21 protein-coding genes are annotated in these 20,957 nt (G+C 62.8%); 8 read left to right on the top strand and 13 right to left on the bottom strand.

What is annotated here, in order from left to right:
* Nucleotides 1-2 precede the first annotated feature (2 nt).
* The 5 genes from ACLBKR_RS19645 to ACLBKR_RS19625 form a co-directional block, all read right to left on the bottom strand.
* Nucleotides 3-953, bottom strand: coding sequence for an aldo/keto reductase (locus tag ACLBKR_RS19645; protein WP_113447039.1), 951 nt, complete (start codon nt 951-953; stop codon nt 3-5).
* 148 nt (nt 954-1,101) lie between these two features.
* Nucleotides 1,102-2,106, bottom strand: coding sequence for a helix-turn-helix domain-containing protein (locus tag ACLBKR_RS19640; protein ID WP_113447040.1), 1,005 nt, complete (start codon nt 2,104-2,106; stop codon nt 1,102-1,104).
* Nucleotides 2,103-2,663: an isochorismatase family protein gene (locus ACLBKR_RS19635; protein WP_113486092.1), complete on the bottom strand. Its 561-nt coding sequence runs from the start codon at nt 2,661-2,663 to the stop codon at nt 2,103-2,105. Before ACLBKR_RS19635 ends, ACLBKR_RS19640 begins: the two co-directional genes overlap by 4 nt.
* A 145-nt stretch (nt 2,664-2,808) precedes the next feature.
* Nucleotides 2,809-5,688, bottom strand: a complete 2,880-nt coding sequence (locus ACLBKR_RS19630) for a P-loop NTPase fold protein (protein ID WP_113447042.1) — start codon at nt 5,686-5,688, stop codon at nt 2,809-2,811.
* A 107-nt stretch (nt 5,689-5,795) separates the two neighbouring features.
* A complete protein-coding gene (locus ACLBKR_RS19625) occupies nt 5,796-6,821 on the bottom strand; it encodes a histone deacetylase family protein (RefSeq protein ID WP_113447043.1) in 1,026 nt (341 codons plus the stop codon).
* Nucleotides 6,822-6,987: 166 nt separating this feature from the next.
* On the opposite strand from ACLBKR_RS19625, the gene ACLBKR_RS19620 reads away from it, so the two are divergent.
* The 3 genes from ACLBKR_RS19620 (at nt 6,988) to ACLBKR_RS19610 (ending at nt 10,013) form a co-directional block, all read left to right on the top strand.
* A complete protein-coding gene (locus ACLBKR_RS19620; RefSeq protein ID WP_113447044.1) occupies nt 6,988-7,593 on the top strand; it encodes a TetR/AcrR family transcriptional regulator in 606 nt (201 codons plus the stop codon).
* Between the two features lie 25 nt (nt 7,594-7,618).
* Entirely contained in the window at nt 7,619-8,824 is a 1,206-nt protein-coding gene (locus ACLBKR_RS19615) for an MFS transporter (RefSeq protein ID WP_113338610.1), read from the top strand.
* A 124-nt stretch (nt 8,825-8,948) separates the two neighbouring features.
* Entirely contained in the window at nt 8,949-10,013 is a 1,065-nt protein-coding gene (locus ACLBKR_RS19610; protein WP_113447045.1) for a dienelactone hydrolase family protein, read from the top strand.
* Between the two features lie 4 nt (nt 10,014-10,017).
* Here the strand turns inward: ACLBKR_RS19610 and ACLBKR_RS19605 are convergent, their stop codons facing one another.
* The 3 genes from ACLBKR_RS19605 to ACLBKR_RS19595 all read right to left on the bottom strand — a co-directional run bounded on the left by ACLBKR_RS19605 (nt 10,018) and on the right by ACLBKR_RS19595 (nt 11,652).
* On the bottom strand, nt 10,018-10,536 hold the full coding sequence (locus tag ACLBKR_RS19605; RefSeq protein WP_113447046.1) for a GNAT family N-acetyltransferase: 519 nt from the start codon (nt 10,534-10,536) through the stop codon (nt 10,018-10,020).
* Nucleotides 10,537-10,560: 24 nt separating this feature from the next.
* The gene (locus ACLBKR_RS19600) at nt 10,561-11,130 is read right to left on the bottom strand and encodes an XRE family transcriptional regulator (RefSeq protein ID WP_113447047.1); all 570 of its coding nucleotides are present in this window, start codon (nt 11,128-11,130) and stop codon (nt 10,561-10,563) included.
* 120 nt (nt 11,131-11,250) lie between these two features.
* A complete protein-coding gene (locus tag ACLBKR_RS19595; protein ID WP_113447048.1) occupies nt 11,251-11,652 on the bottom strand; it encodes a ketosteroid isomerase-related protein in 402 nt (133 codons plus the stop codon).
* A gap of 81 nt (nt 11,653-11,733) precedes the next feature.
* On the opposite strand from ACLBKR_RS19595, the gene ACLBKR_RS19590 reads away from it, so the two are divergent.
* From ACLBKR_RS19590 to lepA, 4 genes are all read left to right on the top strand, one after another.
* Nucleotides 11,734-12,321, top strand: a complete 588-nt coding sequence (locus ACLBKR_RS19590; RefSeq protein WP_112827551.1) for a GNAT family N-acetyltransferase — start codon at nt 11,734-11,736, stop codon at nt 12,319-12,321.
* A gap of 1 nt (nt 12,322) precedes the next feature.
* Nucleotides 12,323-13,195 carry a carbon-nitrogen hydrolase family protein gene (locus ACLBKR_RS19585; RefSeq protein WP_112827550.1) on the top strand — a complete coding sequence of 291 codons (873 nt, stop codon included), beginning with the start codon at nt 12,323-12,325 and terminating at the stop codon, nt 13,193-13,195.
* Nucleotides 13,196-13,306: 111 nt separating this feature from the next.
* Complete coding sequence (locus ACLBKR_RS19580) at nt 13,307-14,560, top strand: MFS transporter (RefSeq protein ID WP_113447049.1); 1,254 nt, start codon at nt 13,307-13,309, stop codon at nt 14,558-14,560.
* 91 nt (nt 14,561-14,651) lie between these two features.
* A complete protein-coding gene (gene lepA, locus ACLBKR_RS19575; protein ID WP_113338496.1) occupies nt 14,652-16,475 on the top strand; it encodes a translation elongation factor 4 in 1,824 nt (607 codons plus the stop codon).
* Nucleotides 16,476-16,679: 204 nt separating this feature from the next.
* On the opposite strand, the gene ACLBKR_RS19570 is transcribed toward lepA, so the two are convergent.
* Complete coding sequence (locus ACLBKR_RS19570) at nt 16,680-17,669, bottom strand: hypothetical protein (RefSeq protein ID WP_113447050.1); 990 nt, start codon at nt 17,667-17,669, stop codon at nt 16,680-16,682.
* Between the two features lie 232 nt (nt 17,670-17,901).
* On the opposite strand from ACLBKR_RS19570, the gene ACLBKR_RS19565 reads away from it, so the two are divergent.
* Nucleotides 17,902-18,279 (top strand): YegP family protein, encoded by a 378-nt coding sequence (locus tag ACLBKR_RS19565; RefSeq protein ID WP_112827545.1) that lies wholly within the window; start codon nt 17,902-17,904, stop codon nt 18,277-18,279.
* A 63-nt stretch (nt 18,280-18,342) separates the two neighbouring features.
* Here ACLBKR_RS19565 and ACLBKR_RS19560 read toward each other — a convergent pair whose 3' ends face one another.
* The 4 genes from ACLBKR_RS19560 to ACLBKR_RS19545 all read right to left on the bottom strand — a co-directional run bounded on the left by ACLBKR_RS19560 (nt 18,343) and on the right by ACLBKR_RS19545 (nt 20,948).
* Nucleotides 18,343-18,834 carry an acyl-CoA thioesterase gene (locus tag ACLBKR_RS19560; RefSeq protein ID WP_112827544.1) on the bottom strand — a complete coding sequence of 164 codons (492 nt, stop codon included), beginning with the start codon at nt 18,832-18,834 and terminating at the stop codon, nt 18,343-18,345.
* A gap of 151 nt (nt 18,835-18,985) precedes the next feature.
* Nucleotides 18,986-19,561: a hypothetical protein gene (locus tag ACLBKR_RS19555; protein ID WP_113447051.1), complete on the bottom strand. Its 576-nt coding sequence runs from the start codon at nt 19,559-19,561 to the stop codon at nt 18,986-18,988.
* Nucleotides 19,562-19,654: 93 nt separating this feature from the next.
* The gene (locus ACLBKR_RS19550) at nt 19,655-20,212 is read right to left on the bottom strand and encodes a sugar O-acetyltransferase (RefSeq protein WP_113447052.1); all 558 of its coding nucleotides are present in this window, start codon (nt 20,210-20,212) and stop codon (nt 19,655-19,657) included.
* A gap of 25 nt (nt 20,213-20,237) precedes the next feature.
* On the bottom strand, nt 20,238-20,948 hold the full coding sequence (locus ACLBKR_RS19545; RefSeq protein ID WP_113447053.1) for a type 1 glutamine amidotransferase: 711 nt from the start codon (nt 20,946-20,948) through the stop codon (nt 20,238-20,240).
* Nucleotides 20,949-20,957: the final 9 nt, after the last annotated feature.

The following is a 20,957-nucleotide window of genomic DNA, read 5'->3' as shown; positions in this document are numbered from 1 at the left end:
CCTCAGGCACCCGCCGCGGTCAGAAGCGCCATCTGCGCATCGGAAAGCTGCAGCTTGCCGGCCGCGATCATGCTTTCAAGCTGGCGCAGGCTGGTGGCGCTGGCGATCGGCGCGGTGATGCCCGGGCGCGCGGCAACCCATGCGATCGCGATCGCGGCAGGCGTCGCCCCCGTTTCCTTCGCCACCTGATCGAGCGCGGCCAGAATGCGGAAACCCTTGTCGTTCAGGTAATCGTTGACGCGGTAGCCGCGGGCCGCACCCTCGGTATCCTTGGCTTCGCGATACTTGCCCGTGAGGAAGCCGGCGGCCAGCGCGTAGTAGCTGATGACGCCGATATCCTCTGCGATGCAGAGATCGCCCAGCGCACCCTCGAACTTGTCACGGGTGTAGAGATTGTATTCCGGCTGGATCACGTCGTAGCGCGGCAGGTTGTTCGCCTTGGACACCTCGAAGGATGCGGCAAGCTGACCGGCATCGAAGTTGGAGCAGCCGATGGCGCGCACCTTGCCCTGCTCCTTCAGCCTGGAGAAGGCGCCGAGCGTTTCCTCATGGGGTACGTCCGTATCCGGGGCGTGGGAGAGATAAAGGTCGATGTAATCGGTCTGCAGCCGGCGGAGCGAAGCCTCCACGGCTTCCGCGATCCACTTGGCGCTGAGCCCCGTCTTGCGTCCCCTGTTGTCGAAGCCGACCTTGGTAACGATCACCGCCTTGTCGCGGGCAACATGGCCACGCTTCAGCCACCTGCCGATGACCGTCTCGCTCTCGCCACCCTCATGGCCATCCACCCAGGCGGAATAGACGTCGGCCGTGTCGATGGCGTTGTAGCCAGCGTCGAAAAAGGCGTCGAGCAGGTCGAAGGAGGTCTTCTCGTCTGCCGTCCAGCCGAACACGTTGCCGCCGAAAACGACCGGGGAGATCGAAAGGCCGGTACGGCCGAGTGCGCGCATCTGCATGAAATAACTCCGGAATCTTGAAAACGACCATGATGGTCAGGCAGGTATTGCGCAAGGTTAGCAACCGGAGAGACGATCCACCATTCAATTTCTGTAATCCGACATTCGCGACGGCGGGCGAAAGCCTCGCCGTCCAAAAAAGCTGTCTTCACCCTTCTCCGTATCTCTCCCTGCGATACTGGCTCGGCGGCAGGGGCTGATGTTCGGCCCAGACGCGGCGCAGATGGCGGGTCGAAGAGAAACCTGCGCGTTCCGCAACGCTTTCCATATCGAGACGGGTCTGGGAAAGGAGATCGCGGGCGAGCGCGACCCGCATGGTGTTGACATATTCCGTCACCGACAGGCCGGTATGCTCGCGGAAGAGCCGCGTCAGATGGCGCTCGCTGAGCGCCCCGAGACGCGCCAGATCGCCAAGGCTCCAATCCCGCGCCGGCTCCTGCATTACCGCATCCTGAATGCGATGGATGGCCGGATGGATGTGATTGCGGCCGGAGAGCCAGGGCGATAATTGCGGATCGGACCCACTCCGCCTCAGATAGATGACCATGCGGCGGGCGGCGGCGAGTGCAACTCGCGCCGAAGTGAGACGCGCGACCACGTGCAGCATGAGGTCGATGCCGGTGGAAATGCCGGCGCTGGAAAAGCGGTTGCCGTCCTCGACATAGAGCCGGTTTTCCAGCACGTCCGCGGTCGGCGCGATCGACCGAAGCTCTTCGATGCAATCCGCATGGGTAGTGCATTGCCGGCTATCCATCAGCCCGGCCGCAGCCGCGAGCAAGGCGCCGGAGCACACCGTCACCAACCGCGTATCGTCCGTGACGACCGCGCGCAGCCAGTCTCTCAGCCGACGAAGCTCGGGATCGCCGCGCAATTCGGCAAGCCCGACCGAAAGACTCCCGGAGATGACGAGCATCGCCCCTTGCGGCAATTGCTCCGGCAGGGGTTCGAGGCCGTCGATCCTCAACCCGATTGAGGTCGTCTGACTGGCGCGGTCGGAAATATAGCGGCAATCGAAATGCAGGTCGTTCTGCTCGATATTGGCATAGCGCAGCACTTCGAGCGGTCCGGCGATATCGATCAGCAGCGCCTCCGGCGGCACCAGCGTGAACACCGGAACGGTCTGCCTTTCTCCTTCCGGACCGCTCCTTGTCATGCGGCAAGCGCCTTTTTCCCGAGCGCTTCCTCGACGGTCGCGATGCGGGCGAAGCGGCCTGAAAGCACCAGTTCGGTCCGTTTGCGGATGGCGTCGGCATCGAAGGTCTCGCCCGAGGCATGGGTCATCGGGAAGGTCAGCGTCGCCTCGGAAACGAAATCGACGTCCCAACCGAGATCGGAGGCATGCCGCGTCGTCGTTTCGCAGCATTGCTCCGTGCGGATACCGGATATAATCAGCCGACGTATGCCGTTTTCCACCAGCCAGACATCGAGGCCGGACCCGACGAGCGCTGAATGCCGGCTCTTGTGGAAGGTAACGTCGGGCTCAAACCGCAGTTCGGCGAGCGTGCGCACGAAGCCGCTTTCGAGCGTGAAAGGTTCATCGGCATCGACATGGAAAATACGCACGATCGGAATGCCCGCGGCGCGGGCGCCGTCGATCAAAGCCTGCTGGCGCTCGATATATATCTCAGCCCTTTCCTGATCCCAGTAGGGCCGCTGGCGAAAGGACTCCTGGGCGTCGATGACAATCAATGCGGTGTTGATATCGGACATTTCTCGCTCTCCATGAATTTTGAGATAGCCGAGAATAGCCCTTTCAACATAGGGAAAAAGCATCGGACTGGACGAATGGCGGACATATCCGGCCAAAGGCATGCCTCACCAGATGGCCGGTTTCGGGCTGGAGCCTCGGCGTTCGTCAGGCGCCAAGCCCGCGATGGAAGCTGTAGCGCGACACCAGACCGGCATAGTATTGCACATCCGCAAGCGCCGGGTCGCCCGCCACTGTGAAGCACCGTTCAGCATGGTCCGCCATTTCGGAACTTACCCCTGTCGCCTTAGCCAGATTTACCTTCAGGTCGGTTCCCGCCTTTAGCCGCCCCAACGCTAGGGCGAAGCCCGGATAACCATCCTCCATGGAAATTGCTATAGCCAGAAGGGCGGCCAATGCTCTGCAGCCACCTGTTTCCAGTCGCAACTGGTCGCCATCGTTCAGCCCCCCCTTGATGATCCAGTAGGTGTTAATGAAACGCAGCGTCCGTCGTGGCAAGCCATCCAGAACGTCGGCAATCTGTGAAATGCACTGCCTTTCACTATCTGCAAGGCTGAGGGAGCGAACATTTGTATAGGTTTCCTCCGGCGGCAACCATCTCGCGGCTTTCGTTGTTGTCTGTGGCCGCGAGGCTCCTACCTCTTCCTTGGTCGGCAGCTTCGGTGTCGTTGCCTCTACTTCTCCGTCTCCAGACGCTGCCGACTGCTGTCCAATCCTTGCCTCCAGCACACGGCGCGTCACGTCGGCATCGAATGCACGCACCCAATATGGAATCTGGAAGATCTTCTCTAGATAGTCGCTTGTGCTGGCGCTGGTATTGTCTTCCTCACTGATCTGTCCTGGATAATATTGCGCGAGTGCCTGTCTCAGCCAGCGAACATCGACAGCCACGAATACGACGAAAAGCGGGAAGGCCAGAAGAAGATGAATTGCCTGGAGCACAGCAACAACCTGCTCGGGCGCGCATCGGTCGAGATCATCCATATAGAGGATGATGCGTTCGAAGGTCTTCTCCACCGGGGCGTCCGGCGTTTCCGCTGTTGCCAGAAGTTTTTCCCTTTCCGGTTCTGTCAGCAGGGAGCCGTCGCGAACAAGGAAATCCTCAATGCGCCTGCGATGAGCCCGCTGGGCGGTAGCCGCATCCGGGGTCGGCAGGGACGCTTCGGTCATTAGCCGGTTGAGTTCCTCGAAATCCCTGCGGACCGTCGCTATGAAACTCAGATGCTTGGCATATTCACCATTGGCGGCGCGATCGCGGACGAACCGCAGCACCCGGCCACCGCCGGTTTCGCTGTTGTATGCGAGAGCTGCCTCGGTGGCGGAGGCCGTTGCGAGCTTCAGCGCCTCGGCTGCTTCAGCTGCTTTCGCTTCAGCGGCAACCAGTGCCGTTTCACGCTCGGCAGTCTCCTGATTGTGACTTTCGGTCAGCTTGTCCAGCTCCGCGTCCAGTTGCGACCTATAGCGGCCAACCACGGTGACGGCTGTGTTTGTCTTCGCTGTCGCCCATCCAAGCGCAGCAACGATGGGGGCAACGAAGCCGCCGATGGAGGCCCCGAATTGGGCAACCTGCAAATCGAACCATCCGGCTACAGCGCTTGCCAGCGGCGGCAACAGCAATGTTCCAGCAGCGACCAGAATGACCACAACAGGCGATGCCAACTGGCGTACCATCCCGTTCCGTAACAGGGCGAAACGGGAAACCTCGTCATCAAGCGCGCGCGATGCGCTCTTCAATGCCTCGACATCGTCCGCGATTTCCGAAAGCCCGAGCTTTTTGCCGGCCGCCGCAAGCTGGGCCTTGTACTCCTCATTCCCGATAACGAGCTTGAAGGCGCTTTTGAGGAAAGTCGCAGGACTTGCCGCGAGCTCCGATCGTTTTGCCTTCAGTGCCTCCTCGGCTTCGATGAGCTTTTTGGCAGCATCTGCCCGGGCACGACGTGAAGCGGCAAGTTCCGACGCAGCCTCGATGGTCAATCGTTGCGCGGTGGTCAGCTTCTCGAACAGATGATCCGCTTCGCTGGCCGTTCCGGTCGCAACTGTCCATTGATTGAGCGAAGTGAAGATGTGGTCGACAAGGCTCGCCCAAAGGTTGGTCTCGGCATAATGCCATGCGTTGAACCGGATCTGGACAACCCTCTGGCAGAAGGTGATACCGCCGGAGCGGCTGTCACGGGCCAATCGCCGGCGGTTGTCCGCGACGGCTTCATACAGAAGGCGCATGAAATAGGACTTGCCGGCCCCCCAATCGCCAAAAATGCCGACAGCAAGTGGAGGCTCGAATTCCTTTGCAACAATCATGTCCGCGAATGCCCGAGCTTCCAGTTCGGCGCCGCTCTCATCATCGACCGTGACCGACCAGGGGTCGTCGGGCTTGAGCAGTGCAATGGCGGCTGCTCTCGGCTCGCTATCGACGAGCGGCACCGACAATATTTCACCCGCGCTCCACCGTTCCAACACCGAATTCAGACCCCGCTCCACCATGATCCTGTGCCAGAGATTAAGATTCTCGGTCGGTTCGTGATACTGGATGCAATAGTCCGCGACCCGCAGCCGAGCGTCGTCACGGTTGAGATCGAGAAGCGAATAAACCTCGTCGATCTCGCCGCTTATGACTGCGTCAGTCGATGTGAAAAGTGTGAACAGCACATAACGCAGGCCAACGAACTGATCGTTCCCGCCTGTTCCCAATCGCAGCGACTGGGCCTCGGACAACGCTTTCCAAAGCCCCTCCGAGAGCAGGACGCCCGGTCTTGCGCGTTCCGATGCCCTGCCGCTGACCGATTGCAATCTGGCCTTGTCTTCGGCGCCGAGAACGTTCTGTAACGCCATGGCGGCCGTTAGCGGGCCACCACGCTCCACCGCGGTGGCGAGAAAGCCGGTGGCGTTCAGCATGGGTCCGTCAGAATGATCAACCGTCCGTCCATGCCTCAGCAGATCGCGGACCGTTCTCGACAGCAGGAAAGAACGCTCTGCCTCCTCAACAGTCCGCAATGAAGCGGAACCATCCTCAATAATCAAACTGGCCATCCAGCCCCCCTGAAAAACACCTCCTGAAGACACTCATAAGATGCATAATTACAATAGTGCAATCAAGGGATATTCAGGATGCCGCGGCCGCATCTTCAAGATGCCTCCTACCCCTCCAGCCCCTTCAGCACGTTGGCGACGTTGAGGCCAATTTCCGGCACGCCGTAGCCGCCTTCCATCACGGTGAGCACCGGCAGGCCGGTTGCGGCCACCATCCGGCCCATGCGGATATAGTCCGGTGTGGTCAGCTTGAAGAAACTGATCGGGTCCTTCTCGAAGGTGTCGACACCAAGCGACAGCACGATGGCCTCGGCGCCATAGGCCTCGATCCGTTTCAGCGCATCCGCAAGGGCTTCCGACCAGACGTCGAAGGGCGTGCCGGCCGGCATCGGATAGTTGGCGTTCAGCCCCTCGCCAGCGCCTTCGCCGGTTTCGTCGGCATAACCGAGGAAATAGGGGAAGGCGTCAGCCGGATCGCCATGCAGGGAGGCGAAGAAAATGTCGCCGCGATGATAGGTGATGTCCTGCGTGCCGTTGCCGTGGTGGAAATCGACATCGAGGATCGCCACCTTCTTCGCGCCATGGTCCAGCAGGCGCTGGCCGGCAACGGCCGCATTGTTGATGAAGCAGTAGCCGCCGAAAAGATCGATGCCGGCGTGATGGCCCGGCGGACGGCAGAGCGAGAAGGCGAAGCGGTTGCCCTCCTTCAGCCAGTCGGCGCCGGAAAGCGCGACATTCATCGACGATAGCGCCGCCTCATAGGTGCCGCCCGAGATCGAAGTCTCGACGGAATTGGCATAATAACCGACGGCGCCGTCGATATTGCGCGGCGCGCGGTTACGGCTGCGGCGATAAGCGTAAGCCGTTGGGATCGCTTCGCCCGGATAACCGGCCGCCGTCCAGCGATCCCAGCAGGTGCGCAGGAATTCGAGGAAGTTCTCGTCATGCACCTTTTTCGCAGTGTCGAGGCCATATTCCGCCGGGGCCACCACGTCGGCAAAACCCGCTTCCTTCACCGCCGCCAATATCCATTCGGCCCGGAACGGCCCCTCGAAGGGCTTCACCAGCAGGCCGCCGTGCAACTCCGTCTTGGCATCCCTAAGCTTATGTTTTTCGGAATAGAAAACCCGCATCTCGTTCCCTCTGTTCTAACGCTGGGCGGAGGCTAGCGCCGCCTGTCGCGGCAGGCAAGCGAAGAGAAGGACACCATTGCAGCCTGTCGGCCGGCCTTGACGGCGGGCAATTCTTTCTCTATTTGGAAACAATCATTTCCAAATTAACCGCCAATACGGTTCGATCATGTCCGCCACCAGTTACCGCACCGCAGGCCGTCCCCGGGAATTCGACATTGATGACGCGCTCGACGCGGCCATCGTCGTCTTCACCGAGCGCGGCTATCACGGCACGTCCATCACCGATCTCAAGGCGGCGATGGGCCTGACGGCCGGCAGCATCTACAAAGCATTCCAGGACAAGAAGGCGATCTTCCTTGCGGCCTTCGATCGCTACAAGCAGGTGCGCAACGCCCTGCTCGAAGCCGAGCTTGCACCGTTTTCGACCGGCCGCGACAAGGTGCGCGGCATGCTGCATTTCTATGCAGACGCAGCCTGCGGCGAGACCGGACGCCGCGGCTGCCTTGCCATCGGCGCCGCCGTCGAACTCGCCCTTTTCGACGCCGAAGTGGATGCACGGGTCGCCCTCTCGCAAGCCCGTACACTGGAGCAGATCCGCGGCTTCATTCGCGACGGGCAGGCGGACGGGTCGATCTCGCGCGATGTCGATGTGGATACAGCCGCGCTTGCCGTCATGGCCTTTCTCCAGGGCATCCGCATCGTTGGCAAGACCGGCCCGAAGCCGGCGGCCACCCATGCCGCCGCCGATGCGCTTCTCAGAATTCTCGATTGACCCTCCTCTCCCGAAGGATTTTTCCATGACCTCCCTTTCCGCCAGCCCGACCGCAGCACCCGGCATATCCGCAGGAATGACCTTCGTCATGGCTGCGGCCTGCGGCCTGATCGCCGCCAACCTCTATTACGCCCAGCCGCTTGCCGGCCCGATTGCCGAAGCCATCGGCCTGCCGGTGCACGCCACCGGCCTGATCGTGACGCTGACGCAGATTGGCTACGGGCTCGGCCTGCTTTTCCTCGTACCGCTCGGCGACCTCGTCGAGAACCGGCGGCTGATCCTCACCATGATCGGCGTTGTCACGCTTTCGCTGATCGCCGCCGGCCTTTCCTTAAGCCCCGTCCCCTTCCTCGCGGCATCGCTCGCCATCGGCCTCGGCTCGGTCGCCGTGCAGATGATCGTACCTTTCGCCGCCAATCTGGCGCCGGATTACGCCCGTGGGCGGGTGATCGGCAATGTCATGAGCGGCCTGATGATCGGCATCATGATGGCCCGGCCGGTTGCGAGCTTTCTCGCCCGCCTTACCTCCTGGCACACCGTATTCTTCGTTTCGGCCGGCGTCATGGTGGCGCTCGCCGTCCTGCTGGCCGCAAGATTGCCCGCCCGCCGCCCGACAACGCATCTTGGCTATCTCGGTCTTCTCCGCTCGATGGGCATTCAGCTCGCCACGCAGAAGGTGCTGCAGCGACGCGCCGCCTATCAGGCCTGCCAGTTCGCGGCCTTCAGCCTGTTCTGGACGGTGACGCCACTCTATCTCGCCGGCCCCGCCTTCCATCTCAGCCAGGCCGGCATCGCGCTCTTCGCGCTCGCCGGCGTTGCCGGCGCCATCGCCTCGCCGATTGCCGGAAGGCTGGCCGACAGGGGCCTCGGCAAGCCGGCGACCGCACTCGGCATCGCCAGCGTCGCGGCAGGCTATCTTGTCACCCATGTCGCACCGGAAGGCAGCACGCTTGCGCTTGCCCTGCTGACGCTCGCCGCCATCCTCGTCGATTTCGGTGTGAGCATGACGCTCGTGACCGGCCAGCGCGCCATCTACAGCCTCGGCGCGGAGTTGCGCAGCCGCCTCAACGGCCTGTTCATGGCCATCTTCTTTCTCGGCGGCGCAATCGGTTCGGCCGTCGGCGCATGGGCTTTTGCCGAGGGCGGATGGCCGCTTGCCTCGATGATCGGCCTTGCGCTTCCGGCTCTCGCCTTCCTGTACTTCCTGACGGAGAAGCGCGCGACAGCCTGACAGGATACTCTGACGCAGCCGGACAGGATCGCGTTCGGGGACGTCCTCGAACGCGATCAAGGTCGCGAAAGACCCGTCGCGGCATGAAGAGGGAGCCTTCTCCAGCAAAACAGGATAAGCTCCCATGCGATTGAAACTCACACTCCTTGCCTTCCTTCTGGCCGCCTGCCCGGCATTCTCCGCCGAGACAGTCGGTATCCGGAAGATCAGCGTCGTTTCCCCAGAACGGGACCGGTCGCTTGCGGTCACCGTCTGGTATCCTTCCGCGGGTGACGGCGAAGAGGTGATCGCCGGGGAAAACCGCATCTTCGAGGGATCTCCCGCCTTGAGGAACGCCTCCATCAAGCGGGGCCACTTCCCGCTCGTGCTCATGTCCCACGGCTCCGGTTCCCGTGTCGAGGGCATGGCATGGATCGCCGCAAGGATCGCAGCGGCCGGCTTCATCGTCGCCGGCCCCAACCATCCCGGCACCACGAGCGGCGATTCCACGCCTGCCGCCACGCCGAAGATCTGGGAGCGGACAAAGGATCTTTCGGAGATCGTCACCGCGCTGACCGCCGACAGCCGTTTCAGGGACAGTATCGACAGGGATCGCATCGGCGTCCTCGGCTTTTCCCTCGGGGGCAGCACGGCGATGGAACTTGCCGGCGCGCGCGCCGATCTCGACGCCTTTGCCCGCTATTGCGAGACCTATCCCGCGATGATGGATTGCCGGTGGTTCCGCGGTGGAAGGGGTTTTGCCGACAACGAAGAGGTCACGGTGGAAAAGCTCGACCTGCGCAGGATCGACCGGACCCGCTTCGAGCAATCGAACCGCGATCCGCGCATCGTCTCGGCCGTGCTGGTCGATCCGGGCCTTGCCACCGTGTTCAAACCGGAAAGCGTGGAGGCCATAGACATTCCGCTAACCTTCATCAATCTCGGCAGCGCGGGCGAAATCCCGGTCGCGGTGCTATCGGATAACCTGGCGAAACAGGTGCGGAAGGCCAGCTATGCGCAGGTGGACAATTCCGATCATTTCAGCTTCCTGCCCATCTGCAAGCCGGGGTCGGCTAACTTCCTGGCATCCATCGGCGAACCCGACCCGATCTGCAACGAGAACCCGAAGAGGTCGCGCGCCAGCATCCACGAGGAGCTGACGGGCCTGATCGTCTCCGCCTTCGAGCGCACGTTGCAAGCGGGAAAATGAACCGTCAGCCGACGCGCTTCCAGAAGAAGGTGGTGTCGCAGTAGCGACCATCGGGGAAGAGCGCGTAGTCCGGAATGACACCGCCTCTGGTCCAGCCGAGTTTTTCGTAGATCTGCTCGGCCAGTTCCCCGGTCGCGGTATCGAGCACCAACAGGCTGCGGCCGTGCTTCGCGGCCTCGGCTTCGGCCGCCTGCATCAAGAGCCTCGACAGGCCAAGGCCGCGCGCGCGGCGGTGCACGAGCAGCTTCATCAGGTCGGCGCGGTGCGGCTGGTTCGGCTTCAAGGCGAAACCGATCTGCACCGTGCCACTGACACGGCCATCCACCTCGGCGACGAAGAGCAGCACCTCACGCCGGCCGACGGCTGCGGCCACACCCCGCCAGTAGAGTTCGCCATCTTCCGGCGTAAATGGCGACATGAAGCCCACGGAAGCGCCGCCCTCCACGCAATCGGCCAGCACCTCGCAAAGGTCCGGCAGGGCGGCAAGCGCCTGTTGTTCGTCAAGCATGCGGATCGTGACCATGAGAGCGTCTCCGGGAGGCGGGAATTATCGGTGGCCGAGGTCGATGACGACGGCATAGCGGGCGGGTTGCGAGGTGGCGTTGCGGAAGCCGTGGACATCGCCGACATTCATGAAGACGCAGTCTCCCGGCCGAAGCGTGTAGACCGTGTCGCCGACCGTCAGCTCCATCTCGCCTTCGAACAGCCAGACATGCTGCCATTGGGCGCGGCTCGCCTGTTGCCCATCGAAACGCACTTCGGCACCGGGTGGAAACTCCACCTCGACCACATCCACCCGCGAACCGGTGCCGCCGGGCGAGACGGCGCGGCGGAGGTAACCACTTTCCGGATCGCGCCAGACCGGTTGGTCCTCTCGTCGGGCAATGGGCGAAACCTCGGGCCCCGCACTCGCAAAAAACACCGAAAGTGAAACACCGAGCGCCGAGCAGAGCCGCGCCAGCAGAGCCGCCGTCGGACTTGCCTCGGCACGCTCGATACGCGAGATCATCGCCCGGCTGACGCCGGAAAGCTCCGCCAGCTGGTCAAGCGTCAAGTTGCGCTCGCCACGAAGGCGCTTCACCCGCTCACCGACCGTCTTTTCGAAATATGCATCCATTGATTCCATTATAAAAGAATGCATTTCTCTTATAGTGGAGTCAAGCGACGAACAAAAGGCGGGGGTCACGATGACCGCCCGCCCTGTGATAAGTGCTGATGGTACCCCGCGCCTGTCTGTTCAGCCCTGAACCTGACGGATCCAGTCCGGGAGGCTGTAGTAGTTGGAGATGCGGGCAACCTTGCCGTCCTTCAGCTCGAAGAAGGCGCCGGCCGGCAGCTTGTAGGTCTGGCCCTTGGCTTCCGGCAGGCCCTCGTCGGTCGCGAGATAGGTGCCGTTGACGATGAACTCAGCAGCACCCCGGGTGCCGTCGGCGTTGACCATGATGACCATGTCGGTCAGTTCTTCCTTATAGCAGCGGTTCATGTGGTCCATGAACTTTGCGAAGGTCTCCTTGCCGATCTGCCGGTCGCCCTGGTTGATGTCGTGGGCAACATCGTCGGTCAGGAGCGACAGGAAGCGCTCCATGTCCTGGACGTTGAAGGCATCGTAATAGGCGCGGATGGTGTCGGCGGCGGTCATGCAAAACTCCCTGGCGCATGCAAACTTGGATCGGATGATTCGAGACGGTATAACCGGCATTGAAACGCTAGAAGACAATCTATGACTCTGGAAATCAAATCCTTTTCAGGCGGCGACGCGAGCCCCTTCTTCGACGACCTGGCGCGACTGCGGATCGCGGTGTTCCGCGATTTTCCCTATCTCTATCATGGCGACAGCGACTACGAGCGCCAGTACATGGAAATCTATGCACGCTCGCAGGGCTCGATCTTCGTCCTGGCGATCGAAGACGATGTCGTTGTCGGAGCCTCGACGGGGACGCCCATGACTGCGGAAACAGACGAGGTGAAGGCACCGTTCATCGCCGCCGGCCGCGATCCCGCCCAGTATTTTTATTTCGGCGAAAGCGTGCTGCTTCCCCAGTATCGCGGCCGGGGCATCGGCGTGAAATTCTTCGAGAACCGCGAGGCCCAGGCGCGAAAACTCGGCCTGCGTTACGCCACTTTCTGCGCGGTCGAGCGCCCCACAGACCATCCGCGGCGCCCCGAAAACTATCAGCCACTCGATGCGTTCTGGGCAAAACGCGGCTACGCCCATCACCCCGAGCTTCGGACCACCTTCTCCTGGCGCGACCTCGACGAAACCAGCGAAAGCCCGAAACCTCTCTCCTTCTGGATCCGGAAACTCTGAGATGACCGTTACCCTCGCTGCCTGCCAGTACAAGATCGAACTGATCGAGACCTGGGAGGAATACATCCTCCACCTGACGAAGCTGGTGGAGGAAGCCGCTGGCAGGGGTGCGGAACTGCTGCTCCTGCCGGAATATGCCGGCCTCGTGCTCGCCGGCCAACTGGACGAGGCCGTTCGCTCCGACCTGCACGGCTCCATCGCGGGCATCCAACCGCTGCTGCCGGACTGGCTGAGGCTTTGCGAGGAACTAGCCCGCAAGCATTCCGTCGTGCTGCAGCCTGGCTCGGCGCCCGTTCGGGACCCCGACGGGCAATATCGCAACCGCGCCTGGCTCTTCGGCCCGGACGGGCTGATCGGCCATCAGGACAAGATCGTCATGACACGCTTCGAGCGTGAGCAATGGGGCATAGCCGCGGGTGCGGAGGGGTTGCGGGTCTTCGAAACGCCGGTCGGCACACTCGGTATCCTGATCTGCTACGACAACGAATTTCCGATGCTCAGCCGAAAGCTCGCCGAGATGGGCGCCGAATTGGTGCTGGCCCCAAGCTGCACCGACACGCTGGCGGGAGCCTACCGCGTGCGGATCGGCGCGCAGGCGCGCGCGCTCGAAAACCAGTTCGCCGTGCTTGCCTCGCCAACGGCGGGCACCGCCCCTTGGTCGCCGGCGCTCGACGAAAACCGGGGCCGCGCCGCGCTTTACGTGCCCTCGGACTACGGCATGCCACCGAGCGGGGTCTTTGCCGAGAGCGAGAGCGCGGAGGTGGAGGCGACCAGCTGGCTCGTTACCTCCATCGACCTTGCCGCTGTCGCAAAGCTGCGTACCGAAGGACAGGTCGCCACCCGCCGCGACTGGCCGGAACAGTTTTCGGTCTGACGGGAAACCCGGCGCGGATGCGCCTGCGGGCCGGTTGCCTTTTGCGCGGCGCCGGCTAGTGTGCGGACCGGCCGGACCATTTCGCTCCGTCCGGCAAGCCCGTGAAAAATCATGCAGAACCGCAGGAATTCCCCCCTTTCCATTGCCAGCATCATCGTCTCGATGACGGCGGTGGCGCTCGGCAACGGCGTGATGTCGGCCTATGTTCCCTTCGTGCTCACCCGGTCCGGAGCACCCTCCTGGGCCGCCGGCGCGGCCATCACCGCGGTCGCCTTCGGCGGGCTCATCGGCTGCGTGGTCGCCGGGCCGCTCATCCGCCGTGTCGGCCATGCACGGCTTTTTGCCGCCTCGATGGCGCTGGTCACCCTCGGCGCCCTGCTGATTGCCATTGGCGTCAATCCGATCTTCTGGGTGTTGGGACGCGGCCTCTACGGAGCGGCGGGCAATACCAATTTCATCATCGCCCAGAGCTGGCTCAACCATGCCGCATCAAACGAATGGCGCGGCAAGGCGATGTCGTTCTTCTACATGACCTATGTCATCGGGCTCGGCGCCGGGGCCTGGATCTTCGGGCAGATCCCGGCCGACGGCAATCTCGCGCCGCTCGCCACCATCTTCTTCACGGCGCTCGCCATCCTGCCGATCAGCCTCACCCGCCTGCCGAACCCACCGCCGCCAGCCCATGTCAGCGTCGATATTCCCATGGTCTGGCGCAATTCGCCGGTCGGCCTCGTCGGCGTTCTGGCTGCCGGCGGACTGTCGATGGTGGTGCAGGGCTTCACGCCGATCTATGCCGCCGACAACGCCGTGTCACAGGGCGACGTGGCCATGCTGATGTTCGTCATGCAGCTCGGCATGCTCTTCGTGCAATATCCGCTGGGAGCGCTGTCGGACCGGATCGACCGTCGCGTCGTGCTCATCATCACCTGCGGTCTTATCACCGTGATGGCGGTCAGCGCCTTCTTCGTGTCCTTCAACAACCTCTTGCTTCTGATGCTGGTATTCGCAATCTGGTCCGGTGCGGTGGAGACGATCTATTCGGTTGCGAACGCCCATGCCAACGACCGCACGGCGCCAGAGGATTTCGTGCCGCTGTCGTCGACGCTACTGGTTGCCTGGTCCACCTCGGCGACGCTCGTGCCGCTCGCGGTCACGCTCGCAACGCCGGTATTCGATCAGCAGACCTTCATCTTCGCGGCCATCGGCGTGGCGCTGCTCTATCTCGCCTTCGTGGTCTGGCGCATGCAGCGGCGGAAGCCTGCGGAAGCCACCGGCCGCGACGGCTTCGAGATCCGCAGCGCCCAGGTGCCGAACGCCAGCGTCATCACCGAACCGGATGGCGAGAACGTCCGGCAACCGCGCTGATGCGAAAAGGCCGGCAATCCACCCCTCAAGGTGAACAAATCCCTGCTTTTCCGCTTTGCGGGCTTCATTGCCGCTGCTATATGCGCAGGCCATGAGCACACAGAACCGCACGCCCCTCGACCATATTCGCAATTTCTCGATCGTCGCGCATATCGACCACGGAAAATCGACGCTCGCCGACCGCCTGATCCAGCTGACCGGCGGCTTGGCCGAACGCGAAATGTCGGAACAGGTGCTCGACTCGATGGACATCGAGCGCGAACGCGGCATCACTATCAAGGCCCAGACGGTGCGTCTGCACTACAAGGCCAAGGATGGCGAGACCTATATCCTCAATCTCATCGACACGCCCGGCCACGTCGACTTCGCCTATGAAGTGTCGCGCTCGCTCTCGGCCTGCGAGGGGTCGCTGCTCGTCGTCGACGCCTCCCAGGGCGTGGAAGCGCAGACGCTCGCCAATGTCTACCAGGCGATCGACAACAACCACGAACTGGTCACCGTTCTCAACAAGATCGACCTGCCGGCCGCCGAACCCGACCGCATCAAGGAACAGATCGAGGAAGTGATCGGCATCGACGCATCCGAGGCGGTCCTGATCTCCGCCAAGACCGGCCTCGGCATTCCGGAAGTGCTGGAAGCCATCGTGCACAAGCTGCCGGCTCCGAAGAGCACGGGTGGCGAGAGCGCGCCGCTCAAGGCGCTGCTGGTCGACAGTTGGTACGACACCTATCTCGGCGTCATGGTTCTGGTGCGCATCATCGACGGCGTGCTGACCAAGGGCCAGCAGATCCGCATGATGGGCACGGGCGCGAAATACACGGTCGAGCGCGTCGGCGTGCTGACCCCCAAGATGGTGAATGTCGACAGCCTCGGCCCCGGCGAGATCGGTTTCATCACCGCCTCGATCAAGGAAGTGGCCGATACCCGCGTCGGCGACACGATCACGGACGACAAGCGCCCGACGGCGGAGGCCCTTCCGGGCTTCAAGCCGGCGCAACCGGTGGTCTTCTGCGGCCTTTTCCCGGTCGACGCTGCCGATTTCGAGGAACTGCGCGCTGCCATGGGCAAGCTGCGGCTCAACGACGCCTCCTTCTCCTTCGAAATGGAATCCTCCGCCGCCCTCGGCTTCGGTTTCCGCTGCGGCTTCCTCGGCCTGCTGCACCTCGAAATCATCCAGGAGCGCCTTTCCCGCGAATTCGACCTCGATCTCATCGCGACCGCGCCCTCGGTCGTCTATCAGCTGACGCTGACCGACGGCACAGAGAAGGAGCTGCACAATCCGGCCGACATGCCTGACGTGGTCAAGATCCGCGAATTCCGCGAGCCGTGGATCAAGGCGACGATCCTGACGCCGGACGACTATCTCGGCGGCATCCTGAAACTCTGCCAGGACCGCCGCGGCATCCAGACCGAGCTCACCTATGTCGGCAATCGCGCCATGCTGACCTATGAACTGCCGCTCAACGAAGTGGTGTTCGACTTCTACGACCGCCTCAAGTCGATCTCCAAGGGCTATGCCTCCTTCGACTACAATCTCGCGGACTATCGCGAGAGCGATCTGGTCAAGCTGCAGATCCTCGTCAACGGCGAGCCGGTCGATGCACTGTCGATGCTCGTCCACCGCTCCGCGGCCGAGCGACGCGGCCGCACCATGTGCGAAAAGCTGAAGGAACTCATCCCGCCGCACATGTTCCAGATCCCGATCCAGGCCGCGATCGGCGGCAAGGTCATCGCCCGCGAGACGGTGCGGGCGCTGCGCAAGGACGTGACCGCGAAATGCTACGGCGGCGACGCCACCCGCAAGCGCAAGCTTCTGGAAAAGCAGAAGGAAGGCAAAAAGCGCATGCGCCAGTTCGGCAAGGTCGAGATCCCGCAGGAAGCGTTTATTGCAGCGCTGAAGATGGGGGATGAGTGAGGACTCAGGTTCTCGCTCCTCTTCATTCCGCTTCCGAACAAGCCCGGGATATTCGGCCGGTTTTCACCATAGGTACAACGGAAGCGCCTTCCGCGTCGATCGTTTAGACAGACGATAGAGGCGTTGGGGGACAACAACGTCACCGCCGCCACCGATTTCCTCTTTCAGGGCTTCTGAAAGGCGTTTTTCAACGCCCGCCGCTCCTCAATCCCAGGCGATATCGAACTTCAGCTTGGCATTGCCGCTGGTCATGGAGTGGCCGGTGATATCGCAATTGGCCTTGGAGCGCACCGGGGCCGCCCCTTCGAGCATGAACTGCGACATGCCGTACATGACGTGGTAGCGGCCACGCACGGGATATTCGGTCGCGTCGCATCCCTTCTTGAAGGTATGGGCGACGCCGTCGATCAGGGCGCCGTCAGGATTGTTCATGTCCCACGGCTTGCCCCGGAAGAGCACGGTGCCGCGCTTGACGGTGCCGGCAATCGAGCTTTTGGGCCGGTCATAGACGATAACCCCCTTCGCGCCGTCGACGATCATGATGGAGCCGTTGTGGTCGTAGGGAATGCCGTCGAGGGAGGCAATGTCGATCACCTCGACGGGGGAGAGCGTGCCGATGCCGTTGCTGCCCGGATGGCTCACCGGCTTCGCCTTTGTCACACCGCTCGGCACGGCGCTGTCGCGCAGGCCCTCGGCATAGACGAGTTTTCCGTCCTCGCAGGTACGCCAGATGCCGTAGCTGCCCTCATGGTGGCGCCAGACGGGAAAGCAGAAGCCGGGACCGAGGATCTCGACATCCGGCCAGTCGCTGTCGGTGCGCGGATGGAAGGCGAGATCGGAACCCGGAAAGCCAAAGGCGTCGGTCCAGCCACCTTTTCCGTCCGAGATCAGGAGGCTGATTTCCGAGCCGGCACGGCCGAAACAGCTCGCCGCGCCGCTGGCCCGCCGGTGAACGACGATCTCATCGACGGCATCGCCGTTGATGTCCTTGATCTCGTAAGGAAGCTCGAGCTTCGAACCGTTCGATTCGGGGCAAAGCCGGGCCTCGGGCGTGTCAAGCGTGGCAATCGCGGCATCGATCTCGACCTGGGTCCAGGCGAGAGCCGGCGCGGCTGGAAAGACGGTCAGAACGCCCGCGAGGCCGATCAGCATTTTCGGCAGGAATTTCCCGCATTCCCGATCCCGCTTCGCCATCCGCCGTCCTTCATTCCCTTCTGTTTCGCGGCGAGACTGGCCGGCAAAACTGAGCGAGCCGTTAACGGGAAAGGGAACCTTGGCTTCAGGCTTTCCATGCCGCTAATCACATCGGTCGCATTCGATCCAACGACCCGGCCGGCGTCCGTCTTGTGCTTCCCGCAATTGCATTCTAAGTATTCCTGGTAGTTGCCGGCTGAGAACAGCAACGACTTGAGTGTTCGGAGGAAACATGCACAAGTTCAAGATCCTGAAGAATGAAAAAGGCGAGTTCCGCGTTCAGTTCGTCTACAATTCGGAAGTCATGGTCTGGTCGGAAAACTACGCGGCCAAGGCAAGCGCCAAGAACTGCGTCGAATCCATCAAGAAGAACGCCCCCGGCGCGGCCATCGTCGACCTGACGAAGGAAGAAACCGGCAGCGGCTATCGCTTCGAAATCGACGCGGCGAAGAGCGGAGAGACCTTTGTCCGTTTCCGCGCGGCAAACGGCGAGATCATGGTCCGGTCCGAAACCTATTCTTCGAAATCGAGCGCCAGGAACTGCGCCGAGTCCGTCAAGAAGAATGCCCCCGAGGCGCCGGTCGAGGACGAGACGGCCGCGACAGCCTGAGCGGACGGGTCCGCCCGCCGCGCGATCCCCGCGACCGGTGGCAGGACCGGCACGGACGCCTGGTCAATCGTTGCCTTCCTTGACTTCCCGGAAACGCGTCTCGAATTCGTGACGCAGCGTGCGCCGTTCGACGGCCTGTCGGGCGCGCCGCCGCTTGGCCTCCGTATCGAGCCCGAGCTCCGGCACCGCCGTCGGCTTGCCTTCGGCATCGACGGCCACCATGGTGAAATAACAGGAATTGGTGTGGCGCCGCTCGCCGGTCCGGATATTCTCGGCCTCCACCCGGATCCCGATTTCCATCGAGGTGCGGCCAGCGAAATTGACCGAGGCGCGGAAGGTCACGAGTTCGCCCACATGGATCGGCTGGCGGAACACCACCTGATCAACCGAGAGCGTCACGGCATATTGCTGGGAAAAGCGCGAGGCGCAGGAATAGGCCACCCGGTCGAGCAGGTTCAGCAGCGCGCCGCCATGCACCTTGCCGGAAAAATTCGCCATGTCCGGCGTCATCAGCACCACCATTTCCAACTGGCTCGGATCATGGGCACGGTCCATCAAATGTCCTTTCGCAATACGCTGTGGCGAGCAATGTTCCCCGAAGCTGTAACCGCTCCTCGAAGCCTCGAAAAGGGGCCGCGTGTTTTGGCGCCGGGTCTCGAAAGACTGCTTACCCGATGACGTGCCTGCTATGAACGGGGTGAAACGGTCACACCCAGCCGGCCGCCTGACCGGTCAGGGCAACGGCGAAGAAGACAAGAAAGCCGGCGGCCATGCGTCCGACAAGCGTCGGATGCCGCCGGGCGATCAGCCGCAGGATCGCCGCGCCGAAGCCAAGCCAGAAGCTTGCGACCAGGAGGATCAGCCCCGTGAGCACGCCGAGATAGGCGATGGTTGCGAGGAAGCCCGCCGGCGGGACGAGCACGAGGCCGATGATGAGGCCCTTGGGATTCATGACCGTGGTCCAATAGACGGCGCGCGCATCGATATGCGCTTCACTCGCCGACGCCACCGGCATGGCCCAGAGCCTGACGGCGAGCATCAGCACCCAGGCGGCGGCGCAGAGACGCACGATATCGGCGAGAAGCGGCTGACCTTCCAGCCAGGGGCCCGCGAAGGTGGCGAGCGGAAGGACCGTGGTCATATAGCCGGCAAGCTCTCCGCCCATCAGCGGCATCGAACGCCGCACGCCTTTCGCCGCGCCGGACAACGCCAGCAGGGTATTGGTCGGTCCGGGCGTCAACAGAAGAAGAAGCACGGCGGCGGCAAAGGCGAAAAGGCTCATGGATATCTTCCAGGGAACAGAACGGATGCCACCATAGCGCAAACGATGCGCCGCGAATTGACACGGGTCAATGTGTCGGGGGCCCGCGCCCTCTCACGGGCACGGCAAAGGCTTCGCCGGATTGCCGACAACGGTTACGCCCGCCGGAACGTCGCGGGTCACCACGGCGCCGGCACCGACGATCGCACCGTCGCCGATGGTGACGCCGGCAAGAATGACCGCCGCCCCGCCGATCCAGACGTCCTTGCCGATGGTCACCGGCCTGGCGATTTCGATGCCCGCGGCGCGCTGGGCGGTGTCCTTGTGGTGCTCGGCGCAATAAATCTGCACGGCGGGTCCCAGCATGGATCCATCGCCGATCACAACGGGCGCGCTGTCGAGGATCACGCAGCCGGCATTGATATAGACCCTTTCGCCGAGCGTGATGTTGAACCCGTATCCGCAATGAAAGGGCGCTTCGACAAAGGCGCCGTCGCCGAAGCCGGCAAAGAGCTGCACGAGCTCCGGCGCCGCGGAGCCGCGTTGCGCGGGCGGCATGGTATTGTGGCTATGAACGGCCTCCCGCGCCCGGATGCGCAGGCGGTCGAGTTCCGGATCGATGCAGTTGTACCAGAGGCCGGCGGCCATCTTTTCCCGTTCGCTCGCCGTCATCTCCTTCCTCCCGCTCGCCTTGCCGTCAGATGCGCGAGACCCAGGCGCGGGCGATCGCAAGACCCGCCGCTTCGGCGGCCGGGCCATGGGCCGCGGCATATTGCGAGTGGCGCGCAAGCCAGCCCGGTTCCTTGCGTTCGACATGCTCCGGGAAAAGCCGGTTCCATTCCGCAACCACCGCGCGGTTCGCCTCGAAATGAAACTGCATGCCATAGGCTGCGCGTCCGACGCGGAAGGCCTGGTTGACGGCCGCCGCATTGCCGGCGAGGTGCACGCCGCCCGGAGGCAGGGTGAACGTGTCGTCATGCCACTGGAAGGAAACAAAGCCCTCCCCCGGCGCTGCGGCGGCGGCCGAAATCACCGGATCGCTCCGTCCCTCCTCGGTGGGGGAAACCGTATGCCAGCCGAATTCAGGCGCCGCTCCGATCAGGTTCTCGGCGCCATAGGCCCGCGCCAGCACCTGACTGCCGAGGCAGATGCCGAGCACGGCCTTGCCGGCATCGCCGAAGTCGCGCATCAGCGTCGCCAGCGCCGGCAGATAGGGATGCTTCTCGTCGTCACGCGCATTCTGCTCGCCGCCGAAGACAACGAGGGCGTCGTGCCCATGAATGGTCGCCGGCAGCGGTTCGCCGGCATAGGCACGAATCGCCTCGATTGTCGCTCCGGCTTCGGCGAGCGCTATACCCACCTGGCCCGGATCCGAATATCGGGTGTTTTCGATGATCGCCACGCGCATTGTCCGTCT

It is taken from the genome of Paenirhizobium cremeum (assembly GCF_047553425.1).
Taxonomy (GTDB): domain Bacteria; phylum Pseudomonadota; class Alphaproteobacteria; order Rhizobiales; family Rhizobiaceae; genus Allorhizobium; species Allorhizobium cremeum.
The sequence above is the reverse complement of the archived record's forward strand: the minus strand, read 5'-3'. Positions and strand labels throughout refer to the sequence as shown.

Coding starts and splice junctions, on each gene's coding strand:
- ACLBKR_RS19600 (WP_113447047.1), bottom strand. CDS start 11,130: ATGGATGCATATTTCGAAAAGACGGTCGGTGAGCGGGTGAAGCGCCTT.
- ACLBKR_RS19635 (WP_113486092.1), bottom strand. CDS start 2,663: ATGTCCGATATCAACACCGCATTGATTGTCATCGACGCCCAGGAGTCC.
- ACLBKR_RS19605 (WP_113447046.1), bottom strand. CDS start 10,536: ATGGTCACGATCCGCATGCTTGACGAACAACAGGCGCTTGCCGCCCTG.
- ACLBKR_RS19595 (WP_113447048.1), bottom strand. CDS start 11,652: ATGACCGCCGCCGACACCATCCGCGCCTATTACGATGCCTTCAACGTC.
- ACLBKR_RS19555 (WP_113447051.1), bottom strand. CDS start 19,561: ATGAGCCTTTTCGCCTTTGCCGCCGCCGTGCTTCTTCTTCTGTTGACG.
- ACLBKR_RS19565 (WP_112827545.1), top strand. CDS start 17,902: ATGCACAAGTTCAAGATCCTGAAGAATGAAAAAGGCGAGTTCCGCGTT.
- ACLBKR_RS19620 (WP_113447044.1), top strand. CDS start 6,988: ATGTCCGCCACCAGTTACCGCACCGCAGGCCGTCCCCGGGAATTCGAC.
- ACLBKR_RS19615 (WP_113338610.1), top strand. CDS start 7,619: ATGACCTCCCTTTCCGCCAGCCCGACCGCAGCACCCGGCATATCCGCA.
- ACLBKR_RS19545 (WP_113447053.1), bottom strand. CDS start 20,948: ATGCGCGTGGCGATCATCGAAAACACCCGATATTCGGATCCGGGCCAG.
- ACLBKR_RS19580 (WP_113447049.1), top strand. CDS start 13,307: ATGCAGAACCGCAGGAATTCCCCCCTTTCCATTGCCAGCATCATCGTC.
- ACLBKR_RS19570 (WP_113447050.1), bottom strand. CDS start 17,669: ATGGCGAAGCGGGATCGGGAATGCGGGAAATTCCTGCCGAAAATGCTG.
- ACLBKR_RS19550 (WP_113447052.1), bottom strand. CDS start 20,212: ATGACGGCGAGCGAACGGGAAAAGATGGCCGCCGGCCTCTGGTACAAC.
- lepA (WP_113338496.1), top strand. CDS start 14,652: ATGAGCACACAGAACCGCACGCCCCTCGACCATATTCGCAATTTCTCG.
- ACLBKR_RS19640 (WP_113447040.1), bottom strand. CDS start 2,106: ATGACAAGGAGCGGTCCGGAAGGAGAAAGGCAGACCGTTCCGGTGTTC.
- ACLBKR_RS19630 (WP_113447042.1), bottom strand. CDS start 5,688: ATGGCCAGTTTGATTATTGAGGATGGTTCCGCTTCATTGCGGACTGTT.
- ACLBKR_RS19560 (WP_112827544.1), bottom strand. CDS start 18,834: ATGGACCGTGCCCATGATCCGAGCCAGTTGGAAATGGTGGTGCTGATG.
- ACLBKR_RS19625 (WP_113447043.1), bottom strand. CDS start 6,821: ATGCGGGTTTTCTATTCCGAAAAACATAAGCTTAGGGATGCCAAGACG.
- ACLBKR_RS19610 (WP_113447045.1), top strand. CDS start 8,949: ATGCGATTGAAACTCACACTCCTTGCCTTCCTTCTGGCCGCCTGCCCG.
- ACLBKR_RS19590 (WP_112827551.1), top strand. CDS start 11,734: ATGACTCTGGAAATCAAATCCTTTTCAGGCGGCGACGCGAGCCCCTTC.
- ACLBKR_RS19585 (WP_112827550.1), top strand. CDS start 12,323: ATGACCGTTACCCTCGCTGCCTGCCAGTACAAGATCGAACTGATCGAG.
- ACLBKR_RS19645 (WP_113447039.1), bottom strand. CDS start 953: ATGCAGATGCGCGCACTCGGCCGTACCGGCCTTTCGATCTCCCCGGTC.